Source organism: Hoeflea sp. CAU 1731 (assembly GCF_039888615.1).
Lineage (GTDB): Bacteria > Pseudomonadota > Alphaproteobacteria > Rhizobiales > Rhizobiaceae > Flavimaribacter.
This window is the reverse complement of record NZ_JBDQQS010000022.1, coordinates 37,095-60,924: the sequence shown is the minus strand read 5'-3', so window position 1 is coordinate 60,924 and position 23,830 is coordinate 37,095. Positions and strand designations below refer to the sequence as shown.

At 60.7% G+C, this 23,830-nt stretch carries 21 protein-coding genes; 7 read left to right on the top strand and 14 right to left on the bottom strand.

Going from position 1 to position 23,830, the window contains the following annotated elements; translation table 11 throughout:
* Nucleotides 1-22 precede the first annotated feature (22 nt).
* Complete coding sequence (locus AAFN47_RS24945; protein ID WP_499811986.1) at nucleotides 23-1,099, bottom strand: GlxA family transcriptional regulator; 1,077 nt, start codon at nucleotides 1,097-1,099, stop codon at nucleotides 23-25.
* 139 nt (nucleotides 1,100-1,238) lie between these two features.
* Here AAFN47_RS24945 and AAFN47_RS24940 point away from each other — a divergent pair, with 139 nt between their 5' ends.
* Entirely contained in the window at nucleotides 1,239-2,633 is a 1,395-nt protein-coding gene (locus tag AAFN47_RS24940) for an FAD-binding oxidoreductase (RefSeq protein WP_499811985.1), read from the top strand.
* A 132-nt stretch (nucleotides 2,634-2,765) separates the two neighbouring features.
* On the opposite strand, the gene AAFN47_RS24935 is transcribed toward AAFN47_RS24940, so the two are convergent.
* The 8 genes from AAFN47_RS24935 to AAFN47_RS24900 form a co-directional block, all read right to left on the bottom strand.
* Nucleotides 2,766-3,449, bottom strand: a complete 684-nt coding sequence (locus AAFN47_RS24935) for a phosphatase PAP2 family protein (protein ID WP_499811984.1) — start codon at nucleotides 3,447-3,449, stop codon at nucleotides 2,766-2,768.
* Nucleotides 3,450-3,579: 130 nt separating this feature from the next.
* Nucleotides 3,580-4,416: an HTD2 family dehydratase gene (locus tag AAFN47_RS24930; RefSeq protein WP_499811983.1), complete on the bottom strand. Its 837-nt coding sequence runs from the start codon at nucleotides 4,414-4,416 to the stop codon at nucleotides 3,580-3,582.
* Nucleotides 4,409-5,551, bottom strand: a complete 1,143-nt coding sequence (locus tag AAFN47_RS24925; RefSeq protein ID WP_499811982.1) for a CaiB/BaiF CoA transferase family protein — start codon at nucleotides 5,549-5,551, stop codon at nucleotides 4,409-4,411. Before AAFN47_RS24925 ends, AAFN47_RS24930 begins: the two co-directional genes overlap by 8 nt.
* Entirely contained in the window at nucleotides 5,551-6,711 is a 1,161-nt protein-coding gene (locus AAFN47_RS24920) for an acyl-CoA dehydrogenase family protein (protein WP_499811981.1), read from the bottom strand. The genes AAFN47_RS24925 and AAFN47_RS24920 overlap by 1 nt, the downstream gene beginning before the upstream one ends.
* Nucleotides 6,708-7,598 carry a fumarylacetoacetate hydrolase family protein gene (locus tag AAFN47_RS24915; protein ID WP_499811980.1) on the bottom strand — a complete coding sequence of 297 codons (891 nt, stop codon included), beginning with the start codon at nucleotides 7,596-7,598 and terminating at the stop codon, nucleotides 6,708-6,710. Before AAFN47_RS24915 ends, AAFN47_RS24920 begins: the two co-directional genes overlap by 4 nt.
* Before the next feature lie 15 nt (nucleotides 7,599-7,613).
* Nucleotides 7,614-8,594, bottom strand: a complete 981-nt coding sequence (hpaD, locus tag AAFN47_RS24910; RefSeq protein ID WP_499811979.1) for a 3,4-dihydroxyphenylacetate 2,3-dioxygenase — start codon at nucleotides 8,592-8,594, stop codon at nucleotides 7,614-7,616.
* Nucleotides 8,595-8,606: 12 nt separating this feature from the next.
* The gene (hpaE, locus tag AAFN47_RS24905) at nucleotides 8,607-10,124 is read right to left on the bottom strand and encodes a 5-carboxymethyl-2-hydroxymuconate semialdehyde dehydrogenase (protein ID WP_499811978.1); all 1,518 of its coding nucleotides are present in this window, start codon (nucleotides 10,122-10,124) and stop codon (nucleotides 8,607-8,609) included.
* A gap of 10 nt (nucleotides 10,125-10,134) precedes the next feature.
* Nucleotides 10,135-10,521 (bottom strand): 5-carboxymethyl-2-hydroxymuconate Delta-isomerase, encoded by a 387-nt coding sequence (locus AAFN47_RS24900; RefSeq protein ID WP_499811977.1) that lies wholly within the window; start codon nucleotides 10,519-10,521, stop codon nucleotides 10,135-10,137.
* A gap of 172 nt (nucleotides 10,522-10,693) precedes the next feature.
* Between AAFN47_RS24900 and hpaR the strand changes: the two genes are divergently transcribed.
* The 4 genes from hpaR to AAFN47_RS24880 all read left to right on the top strand — a co-directional run bounded on the left by hpaR (nucleotide 10,694) and on the right by AAFN47_RS24880 (nucleotide 14,328).
* Nucleotides 10,694-11,254, top strand: a complete 561-nt coding sequence (hpaR, locus tag AAFN47_RS24895) for a homoprotocatechuate degradation operon regulator HpaR (protein ID WP_499811976.1) — start codon at nucleotides 10,694-10,696, stop codon at nucleotides 11,252-11,254.
* Between the two features lie 87 nt (nucleotides 11,255-11,341).
* Nucleotides 11,342-12,193, top strand: coding sequence for an alpha/beta fold hydrolase (locus tag AAFN47_RS24890; protein ID WP_499811974.1), 852 nt, complete (start codon nucleotides 11,342-11,344; stop codon nucleotides 12,191-12,193).
* 39 nt (nucleotides 12,194-12,232) lie between these two features.
* A complete protein-coding gene (locus tag AAFN47_RS24885; protein ID WP_499811973.1) occupies nucleotides 12,233-12,931 on the top strand; it encodes a fumarylacetoacetate hydrolase family protein in 699 nt (232 codons plus the stop codon).
* A gap of 8 nt (nucleotides 12,932-12,939) precedes the next feature.
* Entirely contained in the window at nucleotides 12,940-14,328 is a 1,389-nt protein-coding gene (locus AAFN47_RS24880) for an acid sphingomyelinase family protein (RefSeq protein WP_499811972.1), read from the top strand.
* Between the two features lie 38 nt (nucleotides 14,329-14,366).
* Here the strand turns inward: AAFN47_RS24880 and AAFN47_RS24875 are convergent, their stop codons facing one another.
* Nucleotides 14,367-15,248 carry an aldo/keto reductase gene (locus AAFN47_RS24875; RefSeq protein ID WP_499811971.1) on the bottom strand — a complete coding sequence of 294 codons (882 nt, stop codon included), beginning with the start codon at nucleotides 15,246-15,248 and terminating at the stop codon, nucleotides 14,367-14,369.
* Between the two features lie 137 nt (nucleotides 15,249-15,385).
* On the opposite strand from AAFN47_RS24875, the gene AAFN47_RS24870 reads away from it, so the two are divergent.
* Both AAFN47_RS24870 and AAFN47_RS24865 read left to right on the top strand, forming a co-directional pair.
* Nucleotides 15,386-16,036: a glutathione S-transferase family protein gene (locus AAFN47_RS24870; RefSeq protein ID WP_499811970.1), complete on the top strand. Its 651-nt coding sequence runs from the start codon at nucleotides 15,386-15,388 to the stop codon at nucleotides 16,034-16,036.
* A 260-nt stretch (nucleotides 16,037-16,296) separates the two neighbouring features.
* Complete coding sequence (locus tag AAFN47_RS24865) at nucleotides 16,297-19,539, top strand: AsmA family protein (protein ID WP_499811969.1); 3,243 nt, start codon at nucleotides 16,297-16,299, stop codon at nucleotides 19,537-19,539.
* A 10-nt stretch (nucleotides 19,540-19,549) separates the two neighbouring features.
* On the opposite strand, the gene AAFN47_RS24860 is transcribed toward AAFN47_RS24865, so the two are convergent.
* Genes AAFN47_RS24860 through AAFN47_RS24845 form a run of 4 tightly spaced genes read right to left on the bottom strand, consistent with a single transcriptional unit; the run spans nucleotide 19,550 to nucleotide 23,535 of the window.
* Nucleotides 19,550-20,128: a dihydrofolate reductase family protein gene (locus AAFN47_RS24860; protein ID WP_499811968.1), complete on the bottom strand. Its 579-nt coding sequence runs from the start codon at nucleotides 20,126-20,128 to the stop codon at nucleotides 19,550-19,552.
* A 19-nt stretch (nucleotides 20,129-20,147) separates the two neighbouring features.
* Complete coding sequence (locus AAFN47_RS24855; protein WP_499811967.1) at nucleotides 20,148-22,115, bottom strand: TRAP transporter permease; 1,968 nt, start codon at nucleotides 22,113-22,115, stop codon at nucleotides 20,148-20,150.
* The gene (locus AAFN47_RS24850) at nucleotides 22,112-22,579 is read right to left on the bottom strand and encodes a DUF1850 domain-containing protein (protein ID WP_499811966.1); all 468 of its coding nucleotides are present in this window, start codon (nucleotides 22,577-22,579) and stop codon (nucleotides 22,112-22,114) included. The genes AAFN47_RS24855 and AAFN47_RS24850 overlap by 4 nt, the downstream gene beginning before the upstream one ends.
* Entirely contained in the window at nucleotides 22,576-23,535 is a 960-nt protein-coding gene (locus AAFN47_RS24845) for a TAXI family TRAP transporter solute-binding subunit (RefSeq protein ID WP_499811965.1), read from the bottom strand. The genes AAFN47_RS24850 and AAFN47_RS24845 overlap by 4 nt, the downstream gene beginning before the upstream one ends.
* Nucleotides 23,536-23,830: the final 295 nt, after the last annotated feature.

Below are 23,830 nucleotides of genomic sequence, written 5' to 3'. Positions count from 1 at the left end.
TCTGTAATCCGGTGTTTCGGAATCAGTGATGCGGCCGATTGAGGGCGTAGGTATTTGCCAGGGTGGCGAGATTCTGGAATTTCTTGCGGTAGGCCGCTGGCGTCAGACCCACGCGTTTCTTGAATAACCGCCGGAAGGAGGATCCGTCTTCATAACCGACGGCCGCCGCGATGTCTTCCACCGGCCGCTGGTCCCGCTCGAGTTCCTGCTTTGCCTCTTCGATCCGCAGCGCCTGCACATAGTCGATAGGCGTGTAGCCTGTCGTCGCGCGAAAACGGCGCGCAAATGTGCGGGCACCCAATCCAGATCGATCAACCATGGATTCCACCGGCTTTTCGACCTTGTAGTTCTCGGCGATCCAGGCCTGACAATCGGCGATCGCAGCGTCCTTGACCTCCATGGGACGAGTCATGACGGCATAGGGCGACTGACCTTCGATGTGGTCGGTCATCAGGAAAACCTTGGCGGTGTCGATTGCATGACGATAACCGCAGTATCGCGCGATCAGATAGAACGCCAGATCGTGCCAGGCGCTGACTGCGCCCGCCGTCACGATCCCCTGATCCTGCGCCTTGAGGCAGAGCGCGGCATTATCGAGAAATATGACCTTGGGGTAATAGCGACGAAACATGTCGCGGTAGGCCCAATGTGCAGTCGCTTCGCAGCCGTCCAGCAATCCGGCGTCGGCCAGCACCAGGGAACCGGAACACACCGAGGAAAGCATGACGCCCGCTGCGTGCATATCGCGCAACCATGCGCATTCGCGGGGGTAGCGTCCTGTAGGCGTGGCTGTCACCGCGATATACATGTCGCAGACGACAACAGCGTCGGGAAGCGTCTTGCCATCGTGGAAATCGGCGAACCCGGCATGGGGGCGCACAGGGATGTCGCCGGCGCAGTTGAAAGGCCGGCCATCCGCAGAAACGATTATGATGTCCAACAACTCGCATTCCGGCGCGCCCTTGACGAGTTCGGGGTAGACGGCGCCGACGGTCGTCAAAACATCGTAAAGACCATAGAGCACCATCGCAGAGGTTTCGGGCGAGGCGAGCAACGCAATCGTTGAACGCCGCCGTGTGGCGTCGGTCGATTCTGTCACTTTGTGCACGCTCCTGTCATATTCAGCCGCCCGCGCTGTCAGTTTTGACACGCCTTTGTGGTTTTTGCCACTGCCGTGTCGGGTTGCATTGGCGGATACAGCCCCCGGTTTTGCAACCAGTTCTAACGAGGAGGCTCCTATGGACGCCCAGAATAATGCAGTTGACGACTTGAAGAAAGATTTTGCAGGAAGTGTTTTAACCGAGGGCGACGCGGAGTTCGACAACGCTCGCCAGCTCTGGAACGCCATGATTGACCGGCGGCCGAGGGTTATCGCGCGCTGCCGCGGTGTAGCCGATGTCATCCAGGCGGTGCGCTACGCCGAGTCCCGCGGCATGCCCGTCGCCATTCGCGGCGGTGGACACAACGTGGCCGGCCACGCAGCCTGTGACGCCGGCGTGATGATTGACCTCTCCGGGATGCGCGCCGTCCATGTTGACCCCGCGCGGCGGATCGCCGTGGTTGAAGGCGGCGCGACTTGGGCCGACGTCGATCGCGAAGCTCAGGCGTTCGGTCTTGCGACGCCCGGCGGGCTGATCTCCGAAACCGGGGTTGGCGGCCTCACACTGTCGGGCGGCTTCGGGTACCTGCGTGGCCGGCATGGCATGTCCATCGACAATCTGCTCGCCGCGGATGTCGTTACGGCGGACGGCCGGCTGGTGCGCGCCAGCGCCGACGAAAATTCGGATCTGCTCTGGGCGCTCAAGGGCGGCGGCGGCAACTTCGGCGTCGTTGTCCGTTTCGAGTTCGCTCTGCATGAAGTCGGTCCGGAAGTGCTGTTCATAGCGCCGATCTACTACCTCGATGATGGCCCCGGCCCGATCCGCGCGTGGCGCGATTACGTCGCCCAGCATGATGAAGAACTGGCGATGATTTGCGAGTTCTCAACGGTTCCGGAAGATGACGAGTTTCCGCGCGAGGCATGGGGCAAGAAAGTTTTCGCGCTCGTCGGCGTGGCCCTCGGGGACGCCGAAGAAGCCGAAAAACTGGCCAAGCCGTTACGCGAACTCGGACCGCTAGTGACGGATTTTTCCGGTCGCATGGCGTATGCCGACATTCAGCGCCTCTTCGACGCGCAGACCCCGTTCGGCGAGATGCGCTGCTACTGGAAGGCGCGTTACCTGACTGACCTGCCCGACGAAATGATCGATCTTGCGATCAGGAACGCGGTGAACGCGCCTTCGCCGAACACCATTTCTTCGCTCTGGAACATGGGCCGCGGAGTGCGCGCGGTCCCGGCCGACGCGACTGCGTTTGGCGATCGTTCCATGCGCTGGATGTACTCGGCCGACGGGGTCTGGGCGGACGCGGCGGACGACGCGGCGAACATCGCCTGGGCGCGGGAAAGCTGGTCGCGCGCGGCGCCTTTCGCTCAGCAGGGCCGCGCGTACCTGAACTTCCCCGGCCACGGCGAGGACGGATCACTGACCCGAGACACGTTTGGAGACGGCTACGACCGTTTGCAGAAAATCAAGGCGAAGTACGATCCCGGAAACAAGTTCCGTTTCAACCAGAACATTGCGCCCGCAGACTGACGTTGGCGACCATGCGATACGCGCCATCGCAGGAGACCCGTGCTTCTGCGATGGCGCGAATGCGGGGAGCCCCGGGATATGCCTTGGCTCGATCGGCTATCACACCGGTTCATACTGTAACGTCAGGCCGCCTCAATCACTTCCAAGGATCTTTCGCTTTGCCTCGGCGTAGGTCGGCTGCGCGAGGATCGCGTCGGCGTAGGCCGCTCCGAGCGTCTGCCCGGCGATGACGTCCTTCGGATAATGGACGCCGGCGATCACGCGGCCATAACCGATCTGCACGGCGAGAGCCATCAGGTCGTCGCTGTGTTTCGGAAAGAGGTCGGACAGGATCTTGCCATAGACCATAGCCCGTGTGGCGTGGCCGCTGGGATAGGAAGCCACCGGCCTGGGGTCGCCAACGGGGTGGACGCGCTTGTCCGCCTGAAACGGGCGCGGTTCGCCGTAGATCGCCTTGAGCGCGTCGTAGTTGGCTCGGACCTCATTGATAATGGCGTCCAGCGTGGTATTCAACAATCGGCCGTCCGCGTTGACCAAATCGGTGTTGATGAAGGGCGCAAAACGCTCCAGGTTGAGCGGCTTTTCAACGAACGCCACCTGTTGCGGCGTCCTTGTTTTTTGCAGCCACAGAACGATCGCCATCTGTGTGCGGTGTTCTTCGGAATCCGGAGCCGGCGGCGAGCCGATCAGTTCTTTCGAATCTGCGACGCTCATTGGCAGATAGATGCGCCCGACGTTCTGTTCGGCCATGGCCGACAGCGCCAGTATAAAGACGAGAAAGAATGCAAAAGCGGGCAGTCTCAGTCGCTTGAACACGGTGCAGGTCCTCGGGTGGGTTGGTTGTATTTGTAGTCCTAGAACATCGCTTTTCGCCAAGCCAGTTCGGGAGAGCTTTTTACTGGCCGGATACCGTTCGCCTCAGGGCGCCAATAGTCTCCGTCAGAAGTTATTTCGATTGCGCCGTCGCTGTCATGGTGACCATTCCCATTGCATCGGCGACCGAGAGTTTCAGTCCGCCCTCGGCTTCTTGCGCATGCAGCGTGAAATCCTGGTTGCAGGTTAGGGCCGTGACGCCGCGGTAGCGAAAGGAAGAAAAGCCGCCCAGCCGCTCGCGCGCGAGCATCATCAGAAGCGTCGCCTGCAGCGGTCCATGCACGACGAGGTCTGCGTATCCTTCGACGCCGGTGGCGTAAGGGTAGTCGTAGTGAATGCGATGACCGTTGAAGGTCAGCGCCGAATAGCGAAAAAGCAAGACGGGGTCTGCGTGACGCCGATTGTCCGGCGCCGGCAATGCCGGGGCGGTAGGCGCCGCCGCGCCATGCGAGGGTTCTCGGTGGACGATGTTCTGTATTTCGGAAATCGCCGCCCCACGGTCGGTCGCATAGTCATGGCGCACATTGACGAAGCAGAGTTCGCCGCTGCGGCCGGTCTTGCGGTCTATGCTTTCAATCGTTGATATTCGCTCAACGGTCTCGCCGACCCGGAGATCGCTAAAAAAGGTGAGGGCGCCGCCCGCCCACATGCGCAGCGGCAGGGGGATCTCCGGCAGGAACTCGCCCTTTTTCGGGTGGCCGTCAGGTCCAAGGCGATCGGACGTGAAAACGGGCGGGTCGATGCACCAGTGGATTCCGATCGGCGCCGGGTCTCCGGCCCTGAACTGAAGGTCCTGGTCGCTCACCGTGACCGCAAACCGCCGCGCCATATCAGGGCTGATGGTCTCGACCGATCGTGTCTTGTGGCCAATCCAGCCACCAAAACCGTCTTCCGGCCATTCGCTAGCCATCGCTCGCTGCCTTTGTCTTTCCCGCCTGTGTAAGACTGTTCTCTCCGATTGCGGGAACCGGACCATATTCTCTTTCCGCTCCGGCAAAGCGGGCAGCCGGCGCCGGATAGCGCGCCTCGCCGCTAGGGGTCTTGACCAGAATGCGCCTGAGTTCGGGATGTTTCGACAGGCCTTCCGTGTCGTTAACCACGGCATAGGCTATATCGGCGGCGTCGAGATTGGCGATCAGAACGGCCAGATCGCGCTGCAGGAAGATCTCGGCGACAAGCGCGTCTGTCTCCTTGCGGTTCGTGGCGCGCGCCGTGTTGTCCAGAAATATTGGATCGGCAAGCAAGTCCTCGCGTCGCAGCACATTCCGGCAGAATTTGACCCATTCGCGCTCGCTCTGGACGCAGACCAGAATGTCCTTGCCGTCGCCTGTGCGAAACACACCGTATGGCGCGATCGACGGATGGGCGAGGCCGATGCGTTTCGGCGGGTTGCCGGCTTCGGTGTGGATCAACGGAACAGTCATCCAGTCGGCCATGACATCGAACATGGACACGGTGATATTGGCGCCCTTGCCGGTCTTCAAACGGCCGATAACGGCTTCAAGGACCGCAGCATGGGCTGTCGCGCCTGTTGCGATGTCCACGACCGAAACCCCGACCCGCGCCGCTTCGTCAGGTCCGCCCGTTACAGAAGCCAGACCGGATTCGGCCTGTATCAGCAGGTCATAGGCCTTGCGGCGCGCCATCGGCCCGGCAGGATCAAAGCCTGTGATCGAACAGCAGATCAGGGTCGGGTCCCGTCTGCAGAGGTCTTCCGGCGCAAAGCCGAATTTTTCGGCGACGCCATGCCTGAGGTTTTGCACGACGATGTCTGCGCCGCTGATGACCTCTGCAAGCCTGTCACGGTCCGCCTCGCCTGTCAGGTCCAGCACGACCGATTGTTTGCCGCGATTGAGCCAGACGAAATAGCTGCACTGGCCGCCCGCCGCCATGTCGTAGTCGCGGGCGAAATCGCCTTCGGGCCGTTCGATCTTGATCACGGTCGCCCCGGCGTCGGCCAGCCGCGACGTGCAGTAGGGCGCGGCTACGGCCTGTTCGAGTGTAACGACGGTCATTCCTTCAAGCGGCAGGAACGGTTTCGACATCAGTAGGACCTCGGCATCTCCAAAACGTGCTCGGCGATATAACTCAAAACGAGGTTCGTCGAAATCGGCGCGACTTGATAAAGACGCGTCTCGCGGAATTTGCGTTCCACGTCATATTCGGTGGCGAAGGCGAACCCGCCGAAGGTCTGCACGCAGGCTTCCGCTGCAGCCCATGAGGCTTCTGCGGTCAGCATCTTCGCCATATTGGCTTCCTCGCCGCAATTCTCGCCTTCGTCATAGAGGCGCAGACCCTCAACCAGCAGCAATTCAGCCGCGCGCATCTGCGCATAGGCGCGCGCGATCGGAAATTGCACGCCCTGGTTCTTGCCGATCGGCCGGTTGAAAACCTCGCGTTCGCTGGCGTAGCGCCGCGCCTTGTCGATAAACCACTTGGCGTCGCCAACGCATTCTGCGGCGATCAGCATCCGCTCGGCGTTCATGCCCGACAGGATGTAACGGAACCCTTCGCCCTCGTTTCCGATGAGGTTCTCCGCCGGGATCTCCACATTGTCGAAGAAGATTTCCGTGGTGGAATGGTTCATCATCGTCCGGATCGGACGGATCGTCATACCGTTGTCTTTTGCCGTTCGCATATCGAGCAGGAAAACGGAAAGGCCCTGGGTGCGCCGTGTCGTCTCTTCCTTAGGCGTGGTGCGGGCGAGAAGCACCATCAGATCGGAATGTTCGGCACGCGACGTCCAGATCTTCTGGCCGTTGACGATGTAGCGGTCGCCCTCTTTGCGCGCGAAGGTCTTGAGAGAGGTCGTGTCGTTGCCGGTGGTCGGTTCGGTCACGCCGAAAGCCTGAAGTCTGAGTTCGCCCGTAGCAATCCCCGGCAGGTATTTCTGCTTCTGAGCGGCGTCGCCATGCCTGAGAAGCGTGCCCATGGTGTACATTTGCGCGTGGCACGCCCCGCCATTGCTTCCCGAACGGTGGATTTCTTCGAGGATCGCCGCCCCTCCGGCGAGCGGCAGCCCGGAACCGCCATACTCTTGCGGGATCATGGCCGCCAGCCAGCCGTTCTTGGTCAGGGTCTCGACGAATTCCGTCGGATAACGGTTCTCCTGGTCGAGTTCCCGCCAGTATTCGCCAGGATAACCCTCGCATAATTTGCGGATTTCCTCGCGAATTTCGGGAAAACTCGGGTTCGTTTCCTTCATGACCGGATTCCGGCGGGATCTTCCTGTGCAACTGTATTGCGCAGCAGGCCGATGCCTTCCGCCTCGACCACGACCTCGTCGCCGGGCACAAGCCAGAGCTGCGGATCGTGCCGCGCGCCGGCGCCCGTCGGCGTGCCTGACACAATGATGTCGCCAGGAACGAGCGTGGTGAAGGTCGAGATATAGTTGATCAGCTTGCGGAATCCGAAGATCATCCGGCTCGTCCGGTCGTCCTGGCGCAGTTCTCCGTTCACATGGGTCGTCAGTCTGACATCGGCGACCTGGTTTTCGTCCGTGAACGGAACCAGCCATGGGCCGATGGAACCGCTGGAGTCGAAATTCTTGCCCTGGGTCACGTTGAATTTCGCGTGCCGGATCCAGTCGCGCACGCTTCCTTCATTGCACAGGGTCAGCGCCGCGATGTGGTCCAGCGCATCCGCCTCGGCGATATGTCTTCCAGGCTTGCCGATGACGAAGGCGATTTCGCCCTCGTAGTCGAACTTGTTGGAGACGGAAGGACGGATGATCGGCGCCTCGTGTCCGACGAAGGACCGGGGAAACCGGACAAAAAGGGACGGGTTGCTCTGCGCCGCCTGTCCGTCCTTGTACTCTTCGTTGCGGTCCGGGTAGTTCACGCCGACGCAGATTATCTTTTCCGGCGCGGGGATCGGGATATCCCAACGAAGTTCACCAGGCGCGAAATCAATCTCCCAATCGCCACATTCCTCAGCCAGCGCCGCGAGCCGCCCGGCTTCAATGATCTCCCGAAGCGTTGGCCACTTTGCGCCATGGCGCGCTGAAAGATCAATCAGGCCCCGATCGGTGAGCAGGCCATATCCTTGTCTGTCCTCTGCGCGGAAGGCGGCGAACCGTGTTGTCTGTGTCATGAACTCTTGCTCTGCTCAGGGCGCAATAATCGGCTGCGCCTTCAATTCCGGTTCCTGCAATTCGCTGCCGACGAACGTACTTCCCTGTTCAAACCAGGACCGCGGCGCCGGCGCGCCCCAGAGCGTTTGCCGTTGCGGATCAGTGAGATCCCACTTGATCGGCTCGAGGTCGGGATCGACGGTCTGGTAATCGGAGCAATAAAGCTCGACGCGATGGCCATCCGGGTCGCGCACATAAAGAAAGAAGGCGTTCGATATGCCGTGACGGCCAGGTCCGCGTTCGATATTGGCGAGATAGCCGGACGTCGACATGATATCGAGAAGATCGATGATGTTGAGAGGCGTCGGCACCCAGAACGCCAGATGATGGAGCCGAGGCCCGACCCCGTTGGTGAACGCCATGTCGTGGATGTTGCCCTTGCGGTGCATCCAGGCCGCCCACAGCTTCTTCGATATCTCGTCTTCAGTGTATTCCGTCACCCGGAAGCCCATCTCGTTGTAGAAGGCCACCGACTCGTCGACATTCGGCGTGAAGCAGTTGAAATGGTCGATGCGCAACGGCTTCACGCCGCTGTACCGCTCGTACTTCTGGTGGATGGGTTCAAGACGATCCATCTTCGCGTAGAATTCGAGCGGTATGCCTTGCGGACAATGGGTTCGCAGCGTCCGGCCCTGATAGGCCCTTTGCACCCATTCCGTCGCAAGGCCTTTCCCGGAGAAGAACTCCGCGGCGCGGTCGAGGTCTCCGTCGGCATAGACCTTGAAGCCCAGGAAGTTGGCCGCCGGTTCGTCGCCCTGCTTCAGGATGATGCAATGGTGACCGCGCTCCTCCATGGCCCGCAGGAAGATCTCCTCGTCGTTCTCGTCGGTAACCTGCATGCCAAGCGTGTCGACATAGAAGGCGCGGCTTCGCGCCAGGTCGGTAACGATCAGTTCGATATGGCTAAGACGAACGATATTGAACGCCGGATAGAGATTGGATGGTGGTACAGGCATGCCTCGCTCCTGTCATCGCCCCAGTTTCGGGATTTTGTGGGCCTCCGTCGCGAAGGCCATGTTGACGGTTTCCATGTAGAAATCGAACGACCAGTCGCCCCCGTCGCGCCCGATGCCGGAACTCTTGACGCCGCCGAACGGGGTCGGCAGATGTCGGATATTCTCCGAATTGACCCACATCATGCCGGCCTCGAGCCGGTCGGTCATGCGGAGCGCCCGCGTGAGGTCCGACGTCCAAAGATAGGCTGTGAGCCCGTATTCCACGTCATTGGCGAGCGCCAGCGCTTCCGCTTCGTCCCTGAAGGGCATCGCAGTCAGCACCGGACCGAAAATCTCCTCCTGGGAAATGCGCATGGTATGGGTTGCGCCGGTGAAAAGGGTCGGCTTGACATAACAGCCGCCGCCCGGACCGTCGGCTTTCTCCCCACCTGCCGCGATAGTTGCTCCTTCCGAGCGCGCGATATCGAAATAGGAAAGAACCTTCTTTTCGTGCACGGGATGGATCAGCGGGCCGACGACCGTGTCCGGGTCGAGCGGATGCCCGACCTTGATCTTCGATGCGCGCTCGGCGACCTTGGCGGAGAATGCGTCGTAGATGGAGTCCTCCACAAGAAGGCGGCTTGAGGACGTGCAGCGTTCGCCGTTCAGCGAGTAGATCATGAACACAACGGCGTCCGCGGCGCGTTCGAGGTCGCTGTCGGCAAAGACGATGACCGGGTTCTTGCCGCCGAGTTCGAAATGGACGCGCTTCAGTGTCGCGGCGCCCTGCGCCATGATCATCGAGCCGGTGCGGCCTTCGCCGACGAAGCCGATTGCCTTGATGTCAGGATGTTCGGTCAGAGCCTTGCCGGCGTCTTCGCCCATGCCGTTGACCAGATTCCACACGCCCTTCGGCAGGCCCGCCTCCTCGGCGATCTCGACAAGCAGCCGGGCCGTCAGCGGCGAGAATTCCGCCGGCTTGTGGACCACGGTGCAACCGGCGGCAAGCGCCGGCGCGATCTTCCAGGTCGACAGCATGAAAGGGGTGTTCCACGGCGTGATGACGCCAACCGGTCCGATCGGACGTCTTGATGTGATGTTAAGTTGTCCTTCCTTGCGCAGCGCTTTGCCGTCGCGCGCTTCGGGCGCGCGGTCGGCGAAAAAGCGAAAGTTCTCCGCGCCGCGCAGCGCAGCCTTGGACATGAAGCGGATCGCCTGGCCGGTATCCACGCTTTCGACGAAGGAGATTTCCTCGGCCCGGGAGACGATGGCGTCGGCGATCTTGTGAAGCAGCTTCTTTCTTTCTGCGCCCGGCATGTCGCGCCATTCCGAAAAGGCTTCCTTTGCGGCCTTCGCCGCCCTGTCGACGTCTTCGGCGCCGCCTTTCGCAACAGCCGCGAGCGGCTTTAGATCGACCGGTGATATCGACTGGAAAGTCTCGCCGGAGACAGCGGGGACCGCTTCTCCACCGATGTGGTTGAGCACGCCGTGCTCGCGAAAACGGGCGAGGTAAGTTTCCGCCTTCCCGAGATTGTCTTCAAACGCAGGCATGATGACTCCATCAATTCTTTCTGAAACGCCGGTGGATGGCGTTCTTTTTCCAGCTGGCTTCCGGCGAAACTTCAGTCAGGTAAAGCGACAACGCAAGATGCGGCGTCTCAAGCAGAGGCGCCAGGTCCTCCGCTGCGCGGTCGAAAACCGCTTGTCCCAACATTCTCTTGTCCTCCTCCGTCCGGCCTTTTCCAATCCGGATATCAAGATGAACAAATGCATCATCGGGGTGGTCGTCCGCAATAGCGTAATGGTCGCACGCGTGCGCCCTTACACGGATGGCGCCGGTCTCGAACAGGCCGGTAGCGAGAGCCGCGTCGCGCGCATGCTTGCATAGCATGTTTATATCCACCCCTGTTGCCAGGTTGGCGGAGTATTCGATGATGATATGCGGCAATACGGTCCTCCTTGCGAACGCCCCCCGTCAGGAACTTACAGGATGGCCGTTCAGTTTATCAACAGTCTGCGATTTTCACCCTTAGTGTGTATAATTGCATTGCTACAACCTGTGCTTTTGTGCGACTATGCCCGGCGAGGCGCTTCATACATGAACATAGATGGGAGAATAGATGACATCGGCCGGTAAGATGGGCGGCACGAGGGTAAGACTGCGCAGTTTCACGAATTCACTACCATTAGCCCTGCTCAGGGCTCGAGAAAGCATGATGGCACGGTTTCGGGCGCCATTAAGGACTTTCAACATAACGGAGCAACAATGGCGCGTATTGCGCGCGCTTAGCTCGGTAGAGCGAACGGAAGTAACCGTTCTGGCGAGGGCGACATGCCTTCTGCCGCCTTCGCTTTCGAGGATTCTGAAAGATCTGGAAGATCGCGGTCTTATCACCAAGACACAAGACATGGACGACCTGCGCAGGTCGATCGTCAGCATAACTCCGATGGGGTTGGATGTGATCGAACGCGCAGCGCCACAAGTGGAGGAGTTATACAGCGAGATAGCCGATGCGTTCGGGTCGGAGCGGACAAGGCAGTTGCAGGACTTGCTGAGCGAACTGGAGGCGACCATTCGAAACCTTCCGCCCGTGCCGGAATATGAATCGGCACCGCCTGAATTGCATCACTCAGAGGGGCGTTCCCATATGCGGGGTCGGCCGAAGAAGAAAATCGCCTGAACAGGCGATTTGCAACCTGTTGACTGACGCGCCCTGTTAATCGGCGGCGGGGGTCGTCAGTTCGTTTCTATCCTTGATATCATCTTTATGCAGCGTAACATAACGACAATTGAGGATCTGGAATCCCTTGCCCGGGTTTGCCGCCTCGAACATTCAGCAGGAACGACGCTTTGGCGTATCTGGGGAGAGGGGCCGTCCCTGATCCTGCTCCACGGAGGATGGGGCTCCTGGCGGCACTGGTTTCGCAATATCGAACCGCTTTCACGGCATTTTCAGCTTTTCGTCCCGGATATGCCCGGCTTCGGGGATTCTGACCCGCTGGAGGCAACATCCGTTGCGGCGATAGCGGAAACCCTGTCGAAAAATATTGATGGACTTCCGGTCTTGCCCCGGTTTTCGATCGCCGGTTTTTCCTTCGGCGCCTGGGTTGCGGGACATATGCTCGCCCATCGCCGCAACCAGGTCGAACGCATGATTATGGTCGGCGCTGGTGGCCTGGGGCGGGTCAACAGCCGGCGCAATGCAATGCGCAGCTGGCGGTTTGCGCAAAATAGTGAAGAGCGCATGGCGGCGCATCGCCACAATCTTCAGGCAATGATGCTGGCGCGCCCGGACGCGATTGACGAAACGGCGATCCTCATCCAGGCGCAAAACGCCGAAGCGACGCGGTTCCGACACGGCCTTGCGAACGATCCTATGCTGCTGAAGGATTGCCTGGAGCGTTGGCCCGTCAGCGTGTCGGCGATCTGGGGGCAGGAAGACGCGGTCGTGAAAGGTTATTTTGAGGAGCGCCGCGAAGCGCTCCTGGCCATCGACCCGAAGAGCCGCTTTCATCTTGTGCCGAACGCCGGGCACTGGGTGCAATATGAATCGCCGGACACCGTCAACGCCTTGTTGATCGAAGAACTTTTGCGCAAAAGGGAGATAGCGAACGCGTAGAACCGAATCAGGTTAACCGAAACAGGAAAGAATGTTGTGATGACCGAAACGCTGTTTGACATCCCTGCCGCTCCCGTCATTCCCGTCAAGGGAGAAGCAGCCGGCTTCCCCGTTCACCGCATCTTCTGCGTCGGTCGCAACTACGCAGCCCACGCCGCCGAGATGGGACATGAAGTCGATCGCGAGGCGCCGTTCTATTTCACCAAGCCTGCGAGCGCGATCGTTCTCAGCGGCGCTGAAACGCCCTATGCGCCCGGAACAGAAGATCTGCATCACGAAGTCGAGTTGGTCATCGCCATCGGCGCTCCGGCGTTTCGGGTGAGCGTCGAAGATGCGCCCTCCGCGATCTTCGGTTATGCGGTTGGCGTCGACATGACCCGGCGCGATCTGCAGCAACAGGCGCGGGTGAAGGGGCGTCCCTGGGATTTCGGCAAGGCGTTCGAGAATTCAGCGATCATTTCGGAGATCACCAGGGTCGCCGAATTCGACGAAATCGGTCCTCAACGGATCTGGCTCAAGGTGGGAGGCGAAACGAAACAGGACCAGAAGCTGTCCGATCTCGTGTGGAGCGTTCCGGAAGTGGTCAGCCACCTGTCCGGATATTATCATCTGCAGCCCGGCGATCTCATCTACTCGGGCACGCCGTCCGGCGTCGGTCCTGTACAGCCTGGAGATGTGTTGACGGGCGGCGTGGACGGCCTGGCGCCGATTGAATTCAAGATTGGTCCTGCGGAGTAATGCGGGCAATGTGGCCGTTTGCAAGGGCGCTGGCCGGTCTCTATCTGATCCTGCATCCTGTCGCCGCCGGCGCCGCCGATTCGTCTGGCTTCTTCGGTGTGGTGTCGGATGTTCACTTCAATCCGTTTCAGCCGCCGGAACTTGCAAGGGAACTGAGAACGATCGAGACCAGCCGCTGGAGCGCGCAATTCTCGAAGTTTCCAGAGGAACGGGCTTCGCAATGGGGGAGCGACACCAATTTTGTGCTCCTTCAATCCGCGCTCGGCGCCATCGCCGAGAGGTTGGCGGACGTTGATTTTGTCATATATCCCGGCGATCTTCTGTCCCATAATTTCGAGACGGACGCCGCGAGTGCGTTTGATGTCGCCGTTGGCTCTGTTGAACAGCGCCGCTTTGCCGAGCACACCGCCCGGTTCGTAATTGAGTCGCTGGCCAGCGCGCTACCTGACAAGCCTTTGATCATTGCATTGGGCAACACCGATTCCGAATGCGGGGACTATGAAATAGCGCCTGGCGGAGAATTCCTCGCACAAACCGCGGCATTCGTTCGAAACGCCGCTGGCAGCGAACGCGTCGCGACGGATTTCAATGAAAGCTACAGGGCGGGCGGTTATTATGCGTTGCGCCACCCCACCGTCGAAAACGGCGTGATCATCGTCCTCAACGATATCCTCTGGTCTCGCGAATACGCCAACAGATGCGGCGGCGATGGGCGAGACGCCGCCAGGCTGCAACTGCAATGGTTGCGATCAAAACTTGCCGAACAGGTAGCCAAAGACGCCATCGTCTGGATCGTTCACCACATTCCGTGGGGCATCGACGCCTATTCGACGCTTCAGACGAAGGCCCGGAACTGCCGCGCCGGCATCGTTCCGTTCCTGCGGGATGACATCGCCGGTGATCTTGTCGACCTGCTTCGATCTCATTCCAAACGGATGGAGATCAACTTTTCCGGCCACATCCATTCCGATGATTTCCGACTGCTTCTGGATAAAGACGGGCAGTCGGTCGCCGTTGACAAGATCGTTCCGGCGATCAGCCCGGTCTTCGGACAGAATCCCGGGTTCCAGCTGTTCACCTATGACGTCGAGAGCGGAAAACCGCTGGACTACACGACGTACTATCTTTCCAATCTGCGATCTTTGTCATCGACAGTAGCTGGCGACTGGCGGCAGGAATATGTATTTTCCGAAGAATACGGCCAGAAGGAATTTTCTGTGCAAGCGGTCGCAACGTTGTGGAGAGATCTGGCCCGGCCAGGCTTGGTCCGCGACGTCTACAGGCGGGATTACAACCAGCGCCACAAACCGCTCTCGGCAGCGGATCTGCCCGCCTACGCCTGCGCCATTGCGAACCTGGATCCGGAGAGTTTTGCGCAATGCCACTGCGCGCCATAGGACTCCTTTTGTAGGGGTGATGCGTTTGCCTCGCCTTTTCAGTCCTCGATGACGCGGCCGAAATATTGCATGGAAGCGACTTCCGGATCGGCGCCGGCCCTTTGACCGCGGTCGAGCGCGTCCATTGCGGCGATGTCGCCGGCTTCGAGTTCAAAATCGAATATGTCGGCGTTCTCGCGAATGCGTCCGGGGTTCACTGATTTGGGAATGATGGAAACGCCGTTCTGCAGATGCCAGCGCAGAATGATCTGGGCCGGGGTCTTGTCGTATTTGCCGGAAAGCCTGATCAGAACTTCGTCCTCCAGCGGAATGAGCGAGCCGTCGCCCGAATAGCTGCTGACGCCCCCGATCGGCGACCAGGCTTGCGGGACGACGCCCATCTCGAGGATCGCTTCGCGCAATGCGGCCTGTGAGAAATACGGATGCATCTCGATCTGGTTCAGGACCGGCTTTACTCCGGTCGCTTCCGTCAGCTTTCTCATCTGGACCACAGAGGCGTTGCAAACGCCGATGGCGCGTGTACGCCCCTCTTCGAGAAGGCGCGACAAGGCCTTCCAGCTCTCGATCGTCAGGTCGAACAGTTTCGGCTGCGGCCAGTGCAGCAGATAGACGTCCAGGGTCTCGAGGCCAAGCTTGTTCATGGACCGGTCGAAGCCGTGCAGCGCTTTGTCGAAGCCGTAGTCGCTCATCCAGAGCTTCGTTTGAATGACAACCTCTTCCCGCGGGACGCCGCTTTCACGCAGGCCCTGGCCGACATAGGCCTCGTTGCCATATGCCGCCGCCGTATCGATCATGCGATAGCCGACGGAAAGCGCGGCTTTAACCGCCTCGACTGTCCCGTCTTCTCCGGACTGGAAGACGCCGAGGCCGATAGCAGGTAGATCGACGCCGTTGTTGAGCTTGAAGACAGGGTGTTTCATATGGCGTCCTCCGATAGGATGCGGCCCGGTTGCCGCGGTCTGCGACAAGCGTATGAGCTCGATCTTGTCAGACACATTCTGACAGTCATGGAAGCATAAAGTAACTATCTCGGACACTTCAGCAATTGGAGATTTCAATGCCAGCCTCAGACAGAGTGACGCTTTACTATTCACCCCGAACGCGCGCGTCAGGCATTCGGGTCCTGCTTGAGGAACTGGGCGCCCCGTATGAGCTTCACACCCTCAACATGGCGACGGGCAAGCAGCGTGAGCCCGACTATCTCGCGATCAATCCTCTTGGCAAGGTCCCGGCGATCCGTCACGACGACGCCTTAGTGACGGAGCAATCCGCGATCTACATCTATCTGGCGGACGCCTTTCCGGACGCCGGACTGGCGCCGACGATCGGCGACCCGGACCGGGGCGCGTTTCTGCGCTGGATCGTTTTCTACTCGTCATGCTTCGAACCGGCCCTGATCGACAAGTCAATGGGCCGTGAACCGCCGCCCGCCAGCCGTTCGGCTTACGGCAATTTTGAAACCGTTATCGACGCCATCCAGTCCAACCTGTCCGCTGCGGCGTTCATGGCGGGCGACCGCTTCACCGCGGCGGACCTTCTCTGGGGTGGGGCGCTCAGACTGATGACGGGTTTCGGACTTGTGCCCAAGACACCCGTATTCGACGCCTATATCGAGAAAATCACCTCCCGTCCGTCTTTCGCAAAGGTCGCGGAAGACGACGAAATTATGGCTGCTGCGCACGAGGAAGAGGCCGCAGGGGGCGCGTAGAAGACTTGATCGAATCTGCGAAGTAACAGAATCGTCTTTTCAAGTGATTCCGCAAACATACTGATAATTATCGATAAAATACCCTGCCACATGGGTAGTCTCTTCGATTGCTTTTGGGCGACGGGGTTGGGTTTTGTTTCGCCGAAACCTGGTTTCGGGTAATAATCGGCTATCGGTGCGGCGGTGATTCGCTCCTGACGACCGGGCGCAGGAACAATACGCACTGTTACTGAGTGAGAAGCCCGGGGAGAACCGTGACCATGAAAAAGGTCCTGGCGGCCATAGCGGCCCTGGCGCTTCTGTTTGCTGCTATCATTTACTTGCTGCCGCTCGCCTTCGGCACGGATTCGCTCAGAACAATGCTTGCCCGGCAGGTGTCGTCGGCGTCGGGCGCTGACATCACGCTCGCTGGTCCGGTCCGTTTTTCCGTTTTTCCCGACTTCGGAATTGTTGCAAGCGACGTCGCCTACCTTTCGGCGGACAAGGCGCTCGCCGCCAATGCCGGCAAGGTGGTCGCCTCCGTTCGGGTGATGTCGCTTCTGTCCGACAGAATTCAGATCACTGGAATTGAACTCGAAAAACCACAAATCATACTATCCGATTCAGCGGCCCCATCCTCCGCGGAGGCGCCACAGACCGGACAGGAAGAAGACGTGTTCGAAATGGCCGCCGGCTATCTCGAAAAACTCGCGATCGATCGGTTTCGTATTCGCGACGGCGAAGTGCTGGAAGACGGCGGCGCCGGCGTCCGGCAGATCGCCGGCGATCTGAATCTGGACCTGACGGTCCCAGGTATCGAGAAACCGGCTAAGCTTGCCTTTTCCGGAACGATTGATGGCACGGCCATGACGTTCGAAGGCGAGATCGGTTCTCTGCGCGACCTCCTGAACCGGCAGCCGTCGCAATTCACGTTCTCCGGAACCATGCAGCCGCCGCCGCATCCGGCGGTGGAAAGCGTCAGCGCCAAGGGATCGATCCAGTTGGCCGCGGATGGAAGTTATCGGGTCGCCGACGGCGAGATCATGAGCGCGGGCCAGCCGATGCGGCTGGACATGGCCTACACGCCCGGCGCCCGTGACCATGTCAGCGTCGGCATCAGGGCCGGCGTGCTCGACTATGCCGCCTTCGAACCGGAAGTCGGCGCAGGCGAGGCGACCGACGCCACGGTGGGCAATAGCGGCGGAGCACCGGACCTTTCCGCGCTCAGGCAGTTTGATGTGGATTTTGATCTTCAGGCCGAAGCCGTCAAGGCCGGCGACGCCGTCGCGCGAGGCGTTGCGGCGCAGGCCACGCTCAAGGATGGAGAATTGGACGCGACCGTGATCTCGCAGCAGGTCGCCGGCGGCGGCCTCAAGGTTGGAGTGCGGGCGGATTTCAATTCTGATACGCCGGCGATCCGTGGTTATGCGACGGTTACAGGCATCGATATCGCAAGCCTGATGCAACTCGCTGGCGTGTCTGCGCCGGTGACGGGCAGGCTCGGTTCCGACGTGCAATATGCCTTCTACGGCCTCGATGAAGACACGATCCGCAAATCCGTGAACATGAAGGGCGTGGTGACGATCGCCGACGGCGCGGCTGTTGTTCCCGAATTGGCGGAGGCGATCGGACCGGGCGCGGAAAACATAACCGGTCTCAATATCAGGGCGGAAGTGTCGGATATAGCAAACCCCGTCGATGTGTCCGGGACCATGAACTGGAATGGCGAGACGGTGGGACTTTCGACGTCGGTCGCACTCGCGGGGCTTTTGAGCGGAGAGCCGGGGCCGCTGACGGTCGAACTCAGGTCAAAGCCGGTCGATGCGCGCTTCTCTGGAACGGTCGGTCTCGACGGCAGCGCCAACGGCAATGCCTCGATCGAGACGGCGTCGCTGAGCGGTCTTCTACGCTGGCTCAACAATGATCCGGGAACGCCGATCGGCCGTTTCGCCTATAGCGGCGCCATTGCGGCAAGCAGCGATCGGGTGTCGCTCGACAATGCGCGCATTACGCTGGACGACATGACAGCGACCGGCAGCGCATCCGTCAGCATGGCTGGAAAGACCACCATCACGGCGTCGCTTGCCGTCGATACGCTGGATTTCGCCAAGCTGACCGGCGCAGGTGATGAATCAGGCGCAGGCGGTTCGAGCTCCGCTTCGGCCCTCGCATCGCAGTCCTCGACCCCCGTTGACCTGTCCGCGCTGCGCGATCTCGACGCCGACATACGGTTAAAGGCGGAACGGATCGGATATGGCGACGTCAAGGCGGGGCCAGCGACGGCTTCGCTGTCGGTCAAGAATGGCGTCGCGCGTCTCACCATACCGGAAGCAGGTTTTTACGACGGTTCGGTTTCCGCCGAAATCGTCGCCGATGGCACGGGGACGCCGGCTGTCGAAATCTCCGCCCGGCTCGCCAATGTCAGCGCCATGCCGTTTCTTGACGACGCGGCCGGATTTACGAGGCTCGAAGGCGCGCTCGACGCCGCTGTCGCGCTCAAGGGCGCCGGTGACGACACCTATGCTCTGGCGCGTTCGCTCGATGGCGAGGCGCGCGTGGTCTTTTCCGACGGCGCGATCCGCGGCGTCGACGTCGCCAAGCTCTTCAGCAATGTCCAGGCGCTGATTTCGAGCGGAAGCGCGCAGCAGGACGCAGGAGACAAGACGGAATTCACCGAACTGTCGGTGACTTTCACGGTTGCCCAGGGCGTTGCCAAAACCGACGATCTGAAACTGCTGGGACCGCTGGTGCGCATGGACGGAACAGGCTCGGTCGATCTTGCGGACCAGACCATCGACATGCGTCTGAACCCGCGGGTGGTGCGTTCGCTCAACGGGCAAGGCGGTGAATTCGACGTGGCGGGTCTTGGTATGCCGATCATCATCACCGGCCCCTTGTCCGGCCCGCGCATTTATCCCGATATCAGCAATATTCTCTCAAACCCGGCTCAGGCGCTCCAGACATTGTCGGGTCTCGGGAGCCTGGTCGGCGGTCTCGCTGGCGGCGCCTCAGGCAACGCCGGCTCCATCACGGACCTGCTTGGCGGCGGGGAGAACGCCAACGCTGACAAAGCGATCACAGGCGTGATCCAGCAACTCGGAAACAGCGGCGGAAACGCATCCGGAGAAACGTCCGGCGAAAGCGGCGATCTGGTCAATTCCCTGCTGCAGGGCGTTCTCAACAGTGGCGGCTCAAACCGGCGCGACAGATCGAACCGTCAGGCGGCTTTGCCGACCGGGGACGGGCAATCCGATGCTCCGGTGGTTCGGGAGCAGACCGCCACCACCCAACCTCCCGCAGGGGTGGAAAACCTGGAGCTTGTGCCTCCGATCGAGATCGTGCCGATCCCGCAGCCTAATCCGCTCCGCACGGCGTCGGTCAACAATGCGCCTGCCGAACAACCCCGGCAAGAGCGGAGCCTGACCGACCAGGCCCTCGAAACGGTACTGCCGGAATCGCAGGACGGGACGGGCGACGAGCCGCGGGACCTGATCAAGAACCTCTTGAACCAGATGGGCAACTAGCTGCCGAAACTCAATGTGGCGTTGCGTCGTTGGTCAGCGCGCGCTGGTAGTGCATCGCAACGACGCCGTTTTGAAGCGGTCTCGACGAGACAAGCTCCAGATGCCGCGCGCTCGGCAAGCCGATCTCGTAAAGAGTGGGGCCGTGGCCGATGACCCTGGGGTGGACGAGGAACTTGTACTCATCGATCAAATCCAGCCGATCCAGTTCAACCGCGAGCTTGCCGCTGCCAAGGAGCACGCCGTCCGGGGTTGCGTCTTTCAGTTTCTGTACGCCGGATTGCAGATCACCCTCAAGGTGGTGGCTGTTGGTCCACGGGAAGTCCTTTCGCGTCGATGACACCACGTATTTCGGCTTGATCTCCAGGTTGACCGCCCACTTGCGCATCGCTGGCGGCGCGTCCACCTCGCCCCGGGCGACCTTCGGCCAGTAGCTCTCCATCATTTCGTAGGTAACGCGGCCCCACAACATCGCGCCGTTCTCGTTCATGAGATCGGAGAAGAAGGTGTGTGTCTCGTCGTCGGCTATCCCCGCCTCGTGGTCGATACAACCGTCCAACGTGACGTTTATGCTGAAGGTCAGGATTCCCACTCGGCTGGCTTTCGGAAATCTATGTCGAAGATTGAACCGGCCCGGCATGTTTTCGGGCGCTGAACCAGTTCAGGGCGAACAGCACGACGATCAAGGCTGCGCCGGCCGCCTCGATCGGTATCGACTGCCAGAAAATGGCGATTACTCCGGGGATGATCAGCGCGCGCTGCCAGAGGGGAATCGGTCCGAACAGGAACGCCTCCAGAGCCGCGGCAAAGGCCGCCAGGGCGAGTATCACGATCAGGCCGTTCCACAGCACAAGCAGTATCGGCCCGCCTTCGATGATCGACGGATTGTACACCATGAAGAGCGGAATGAGATACAGGCCCTTGGCGTATTTCCACGCCTGTACCGACGTCTCCGTCGGACTGGCGTTCGCAATCGCCGCCCCTGCGAAACCCGCAAGGGCCACCGGGGGCGTCACGTTGGAATCCTGGCTCCACCAGAACACGACGAGATGCGCGATCAGCAGCGGCACGCCGAACTCGCTGGTCAGCGCCGGACCGACCAGGATGATCAGGACGATATAGGCGGCCGTCACCGGCAGCCCCATGCCTAGGATAAGGCTTGCGATCACGACGAGAACAAGCGCCAAGAGGAGGTGGCCGCCAGAGAAGGCGAGCATCATGGCCGAGAACTTCAGGCCAAGCCCCGTAAGCCCCACCACGCCGACGACGATGCCCGCCACCGCGCAGGCCATCGAGACGGGAACCGCGTTGCGCGCGCCAAGTTCGAGCGCTTCGAGCGTCTTCATCACGCCGGCTTTTGCAAGCGCGACCAGGCCGTCCAGCGTTGGTTCGTTCGTGGCGTAGTTGTACAAACCCCGCACCGCCGCGGCGGCGACGACGGCAATGATGGCGTAAAAACCGACGCGCATCGGCGAATAGCCGAGTACAAGCAGCCATATCAGCACGACCAGCGGAAGCAGGAAATGCCAGCCTTCGGCCAGCACGTCGCGCACCCGCGGCAATTCGTCGGACGGAATGCCCTCCATGCCCTGCTTCACTGCCGCGATGTGGACGAGCAGGTAGACCGAGCCAAAATACAGGATCGCGGGGAAGATCGAGATCATGACGATCTCGATGTAGGGAATGCGCGTGAATTCGCTGACAAGGAAGGCGCCGGCGCCCATCAGCGGCGGCATGATCTGGCCGCCGGTCGAGGCGGCGGCTTCGATGCCTCCGGCCTGCGCCGGCCGGTATCCCAGTCGTTTCATCAGCGGGATCGTGAAGGCGCCCGTTGTCACCACATTGGCGATGGCCGAGCCGCTGATCGACCCCATGCCGGCTGAGGCGATGACCGCGGCCTTGGCCGGGCCGCCGCGCTGGCGTCCGGTCGCGGCATAGGCGAGATCGATGAAGAACTTGCCGGCGCCGGTGACTTCGAGAAACGCGCCAAAGAGCACGAAGACGAAGATGAAGGTCGCCGCAACCCCGATCGGCAGACCGAACAGGCCCTCCGCGCCCAGCGTCAACTGGCTGGCCAGCCGATCGATCGAATAGCCACGGTGATTGAGAATGCCGGGCATGAAGTCGGCGAGCCAGGGCAGTTCGCCTCTGTTGCCGGCGAAGGCGTAAATGATGAACACGACGCCGATGATCGTCAGTCCCATGCCGATGGCGCGGCGAGTCGCCTCGAGCACCACCAGGACCGTAATGATGCCGACGATGACGTCGATCTGGCGAGGGATGATTGCGTTCGCGATGATGTCGATATGCGACGGCACCCAGTAGCCGGCAAGCACGCCGCACAGGATAAGCGGACCGTCTATCGCCCAGCCAATGACGCCGCGCGGGCGGTCGCCGGTTACCGGCAGCATCAGGAAACACAGGACGAGAATGAAGCCCAGATGGATCGGGCGCAGGATAAACAGGCCAAGCGGCTGGATGCCCGACGCGTAGAGCTGGAACAGCGACAGCAGGATTCCAACGACGGTGATTGCGCGAAGAACGATCTTCGGCTGGCCATATTGCGTTTCGTCGCTCATTCGCCGTCTCCGGTTTCAAGCGTTATGCGCACCCGGGCGTGGGCGGCGAGGGCCGAGAGCGAAACCTCGCCCGACGCCGCGCTCAGCCGATGATTCACGGCCATGCTTCCGGGTCTGAGAATGTAGGAGTCCTGCGGCACCGGCTCGTCGATATCCTCGATCCAGTAACCGCCGTCGCCGTCCGATACCTGCCGTCCCCGGCCGATCAGATGCCCGAGGCCGGCAGCAAAGTCCGGCTGGTGCGATCGTACGAGCACCATGTGACCCGCGCGGTTTTCGTAGCAGTCCTTGACCTCGAAGCCCTGTACGGAATGGCGCCAGAGAACGCACCACCCTGCGCCCTCGGGCACAGGCAGGCGCGCGACTTCCGCGCCATCGATCACTGTTGCGGTCAGCATGCCTGCGGCGGCCGGTTGCGACAGAAGAAGGAGGGCCAGAAGCCCTCCTTTGTGCGTCAGTGTCACTGGCGCAGTTTTGCGGGAATCTCGGCTCCGATTTCTTCGAAATACCGGATAGCGCCGGGATGCAGGGGCACAGGCGTCGCAGCCATCGTGAAGGCGACGGTTGTTTCGTTCGCCGCCGGATGCACGGCCTGCAGTTCCTTGATATTTTCGTACATCGCCTTGGTGATCTCGTAGACCGTGTCTTCGTCCATTTCAGACGAGACGACGAGCACGTTCGGAACACCGATAGTCGGCGTTTCTTCGCTTACGCCGGTGTAGACGCCAGCCGGCAGCGCAAGCGGCGCCATGACCGAATCCTTGCTGACCACAGCATCGATCTGCGCCTGGGTGAGCGGTATCATGCGGATATTGTTCGTGGTGGCGAGGTTGAGGATCGACGATGTAGGAGCGCCGACGCTCCAGAAACCGACATCGATATCGCCATTGTTGAGGGCGTCTGCTGTTTCGTTGAAGTTCAGCCGCTCAACGGTGAAGTCATCGAATGAAATGCCGTTGGCGTTGAGAAGCGTCTTCGTATTGACCTCGGTGCCTGAACCAGGCGCGCCCACGGAGACCCGCTTGCCGGGAACGTCCTCGATCGATTTGACGTCGGAATCGGCGAGCGTCACGATCTGAACCATGTTGGCGTAGAGCGATCCGATGGCGCGGATCATCGGCAGTTGCTGGCCGTCGAAGCGTCCGGTGCCCGAGTAGGCCTGCTGTACAGTGTCGGCGAGACCAATCGCCAGATCCGCGTCGCCGGTGGCGATCAGACCCATATTCTCGACCGATGCGCCGGTTACTTCCGCCGTGGCGTTGTAGCCTTCAACGTGCTTGTTGATGATCTCGGCCAATCCGCCGCCCATTGGGTAGTAGACGCCGCCGGTGCCGCCGGTCGCGATCGAAAGCTGCGTCTGCGCCAGCGCCGGTGTTGCGACGAGCGCTGCGGCAAATGCGATAGATTTCAGTAGTTTCATGGATGCCTCCCGTTTCAAGGAATGGATTTCTCTGTTTGCTTGCCATCCCGGCTCTGCAAACTAGCAGGGAGCTATCGGGATTCAAGAAGAATAAGCAAGTCGGATCTGCGGTCCGGCGCAATTGCTTGTTATTCTTGAGATTTGTTGCAGTTGAGCGAATGCGTCGACGGAAATGCCGCCAGGTCTTTATTTTTAATGACATTTTGCCGTTTTACATTCGTGCGTGGGTAAGCTGCGGCAGGCGGGCGCCAAAACCGCGACGCGTGCCGTCTACGACGAAGGTTTAATGTCCGAC

What these genes read in the sequence shown, in the direction of transcription:
- AAFN47_RS24920 (WP_499811981.1), bottom strand. Translation starts at nt 6,711, where the DNA reads ATGAAGGAAACGAACCCGAGTTTTCCCGAAATTCGCGAGGAAATCCGC.
- AAFN47_RS24880 (WP_499811972.1), top strand. Translation starts at nt 12,940, where the DNA reads ATGTGGCCGTTTGCAAGGGCGCTGGCCGGTCTCTATCTGATCCTGCAT.
- AAFN47_RS24855 (WP_499811967.1), bottom strand. Translation starts at nt 22,115, where the DNA reads ATGAGCGACGAAACGCAATATGGCCAGCCGAAGATCGTTCTTCGCGCA.
- AAFN47_RS24890 (WP_499811974.1), top strand. Translation starts at nt 11,342, where the DNA reads ATGCAGCGTAACATAACGACAATTGAGGATCTGGAATCCCTTGCCCGG.
- hpaD (WP_499811979.1), bottom strand. Translation starts at nt 8,594, where the DNA reads ATGCCTGTACCACCATCCAATCTCTATCCGGCGTTCAATATCGTTCGT.
- AAFN47_RS24940 (WP_499811985.1), top strand. Translation starts at nt 1,239, where the DNA reads ATGGACGCCCAGAATAATGCAGTTGACGACTTGAAGAAAGATTTTGCA.
- AAFN47_RS24875 (WP_499811971.1), bottom strand. Translation starts at nt 15,248, where the DNA reads ATGAAACACCCTGTCTTCAAGCTCAACAACGGCGTCGATCTACCTGCT.
- AAFN47_RS24930 (WP_499811983.1), bottom strand. Translation starts at nt 4,416, where the DNA reads ATGGCTAGCGAATGGCCGGAAGACGGTTTTGGTGGCTGGATTGGCCAC.
- hpaE (WP_499811978.1), bottom strand. Translation starts at nt 10,124, where the DNA reads ATGCCTGCGTTTGAAGACAATCTCGGGAAGGCGGAAACTTACCTCGCC.
- hpaR (WP_499811976.1), top strand. Translation starts at nt 10,694, where the DNA reads ATGACATCGGCCGGTAAGATGGGCGGCACGAGGGTAAGACTGCGCAGT.
- AAFN47_RS24885 (WP_499811973.1), top strand. Translation starts at nt 12,233, where the DNA reads ATGACCGAAACGCTGTTTGACATCCCTGCCGCTCCCGTCATTCCCGTC.
- AAFN47_RS24925 (WP_499811982.1), bottom strand. Translation starts at nt 5,551, where the DNA reads ATGTCGAAACCGTTCCTGCCGCTTGAAGGAATGACCGTCGTTACACTC.
- AAFN47_RS24915 (WP_499811980.1), bottom strand. Translation starts at nt 7,598, where the DNA reads ATGACACAGACAACACGGTTCGCCGCCTTCCGCGCAGAGGACAGACAA.
- AAFN47_RS24845 (WP_499811965.1), bottom strand. Translation starts at nt 23,535, where the DNA reads ATGAAACTACTGAAATCTATCGCATTTGCCGCAGCGCTCGTCGCAACA.
- AAFN47_RS24870 (WP_499811970.1), top strand. Translation starts at nt 15,386, where the DNA reads ATGCCAGCCTCAGACAGAGTGACGCTTTACTATTCACCCCGAACGCGC.
- AAFN47_RS24865 (WP_499811969.1), top strand. Translation starts at nt 16,297, where the DNA reads ATGAAAAAGGTCCTGGCGGCCATAGCGGCCCTGGCGCTTCTGTTTGCT.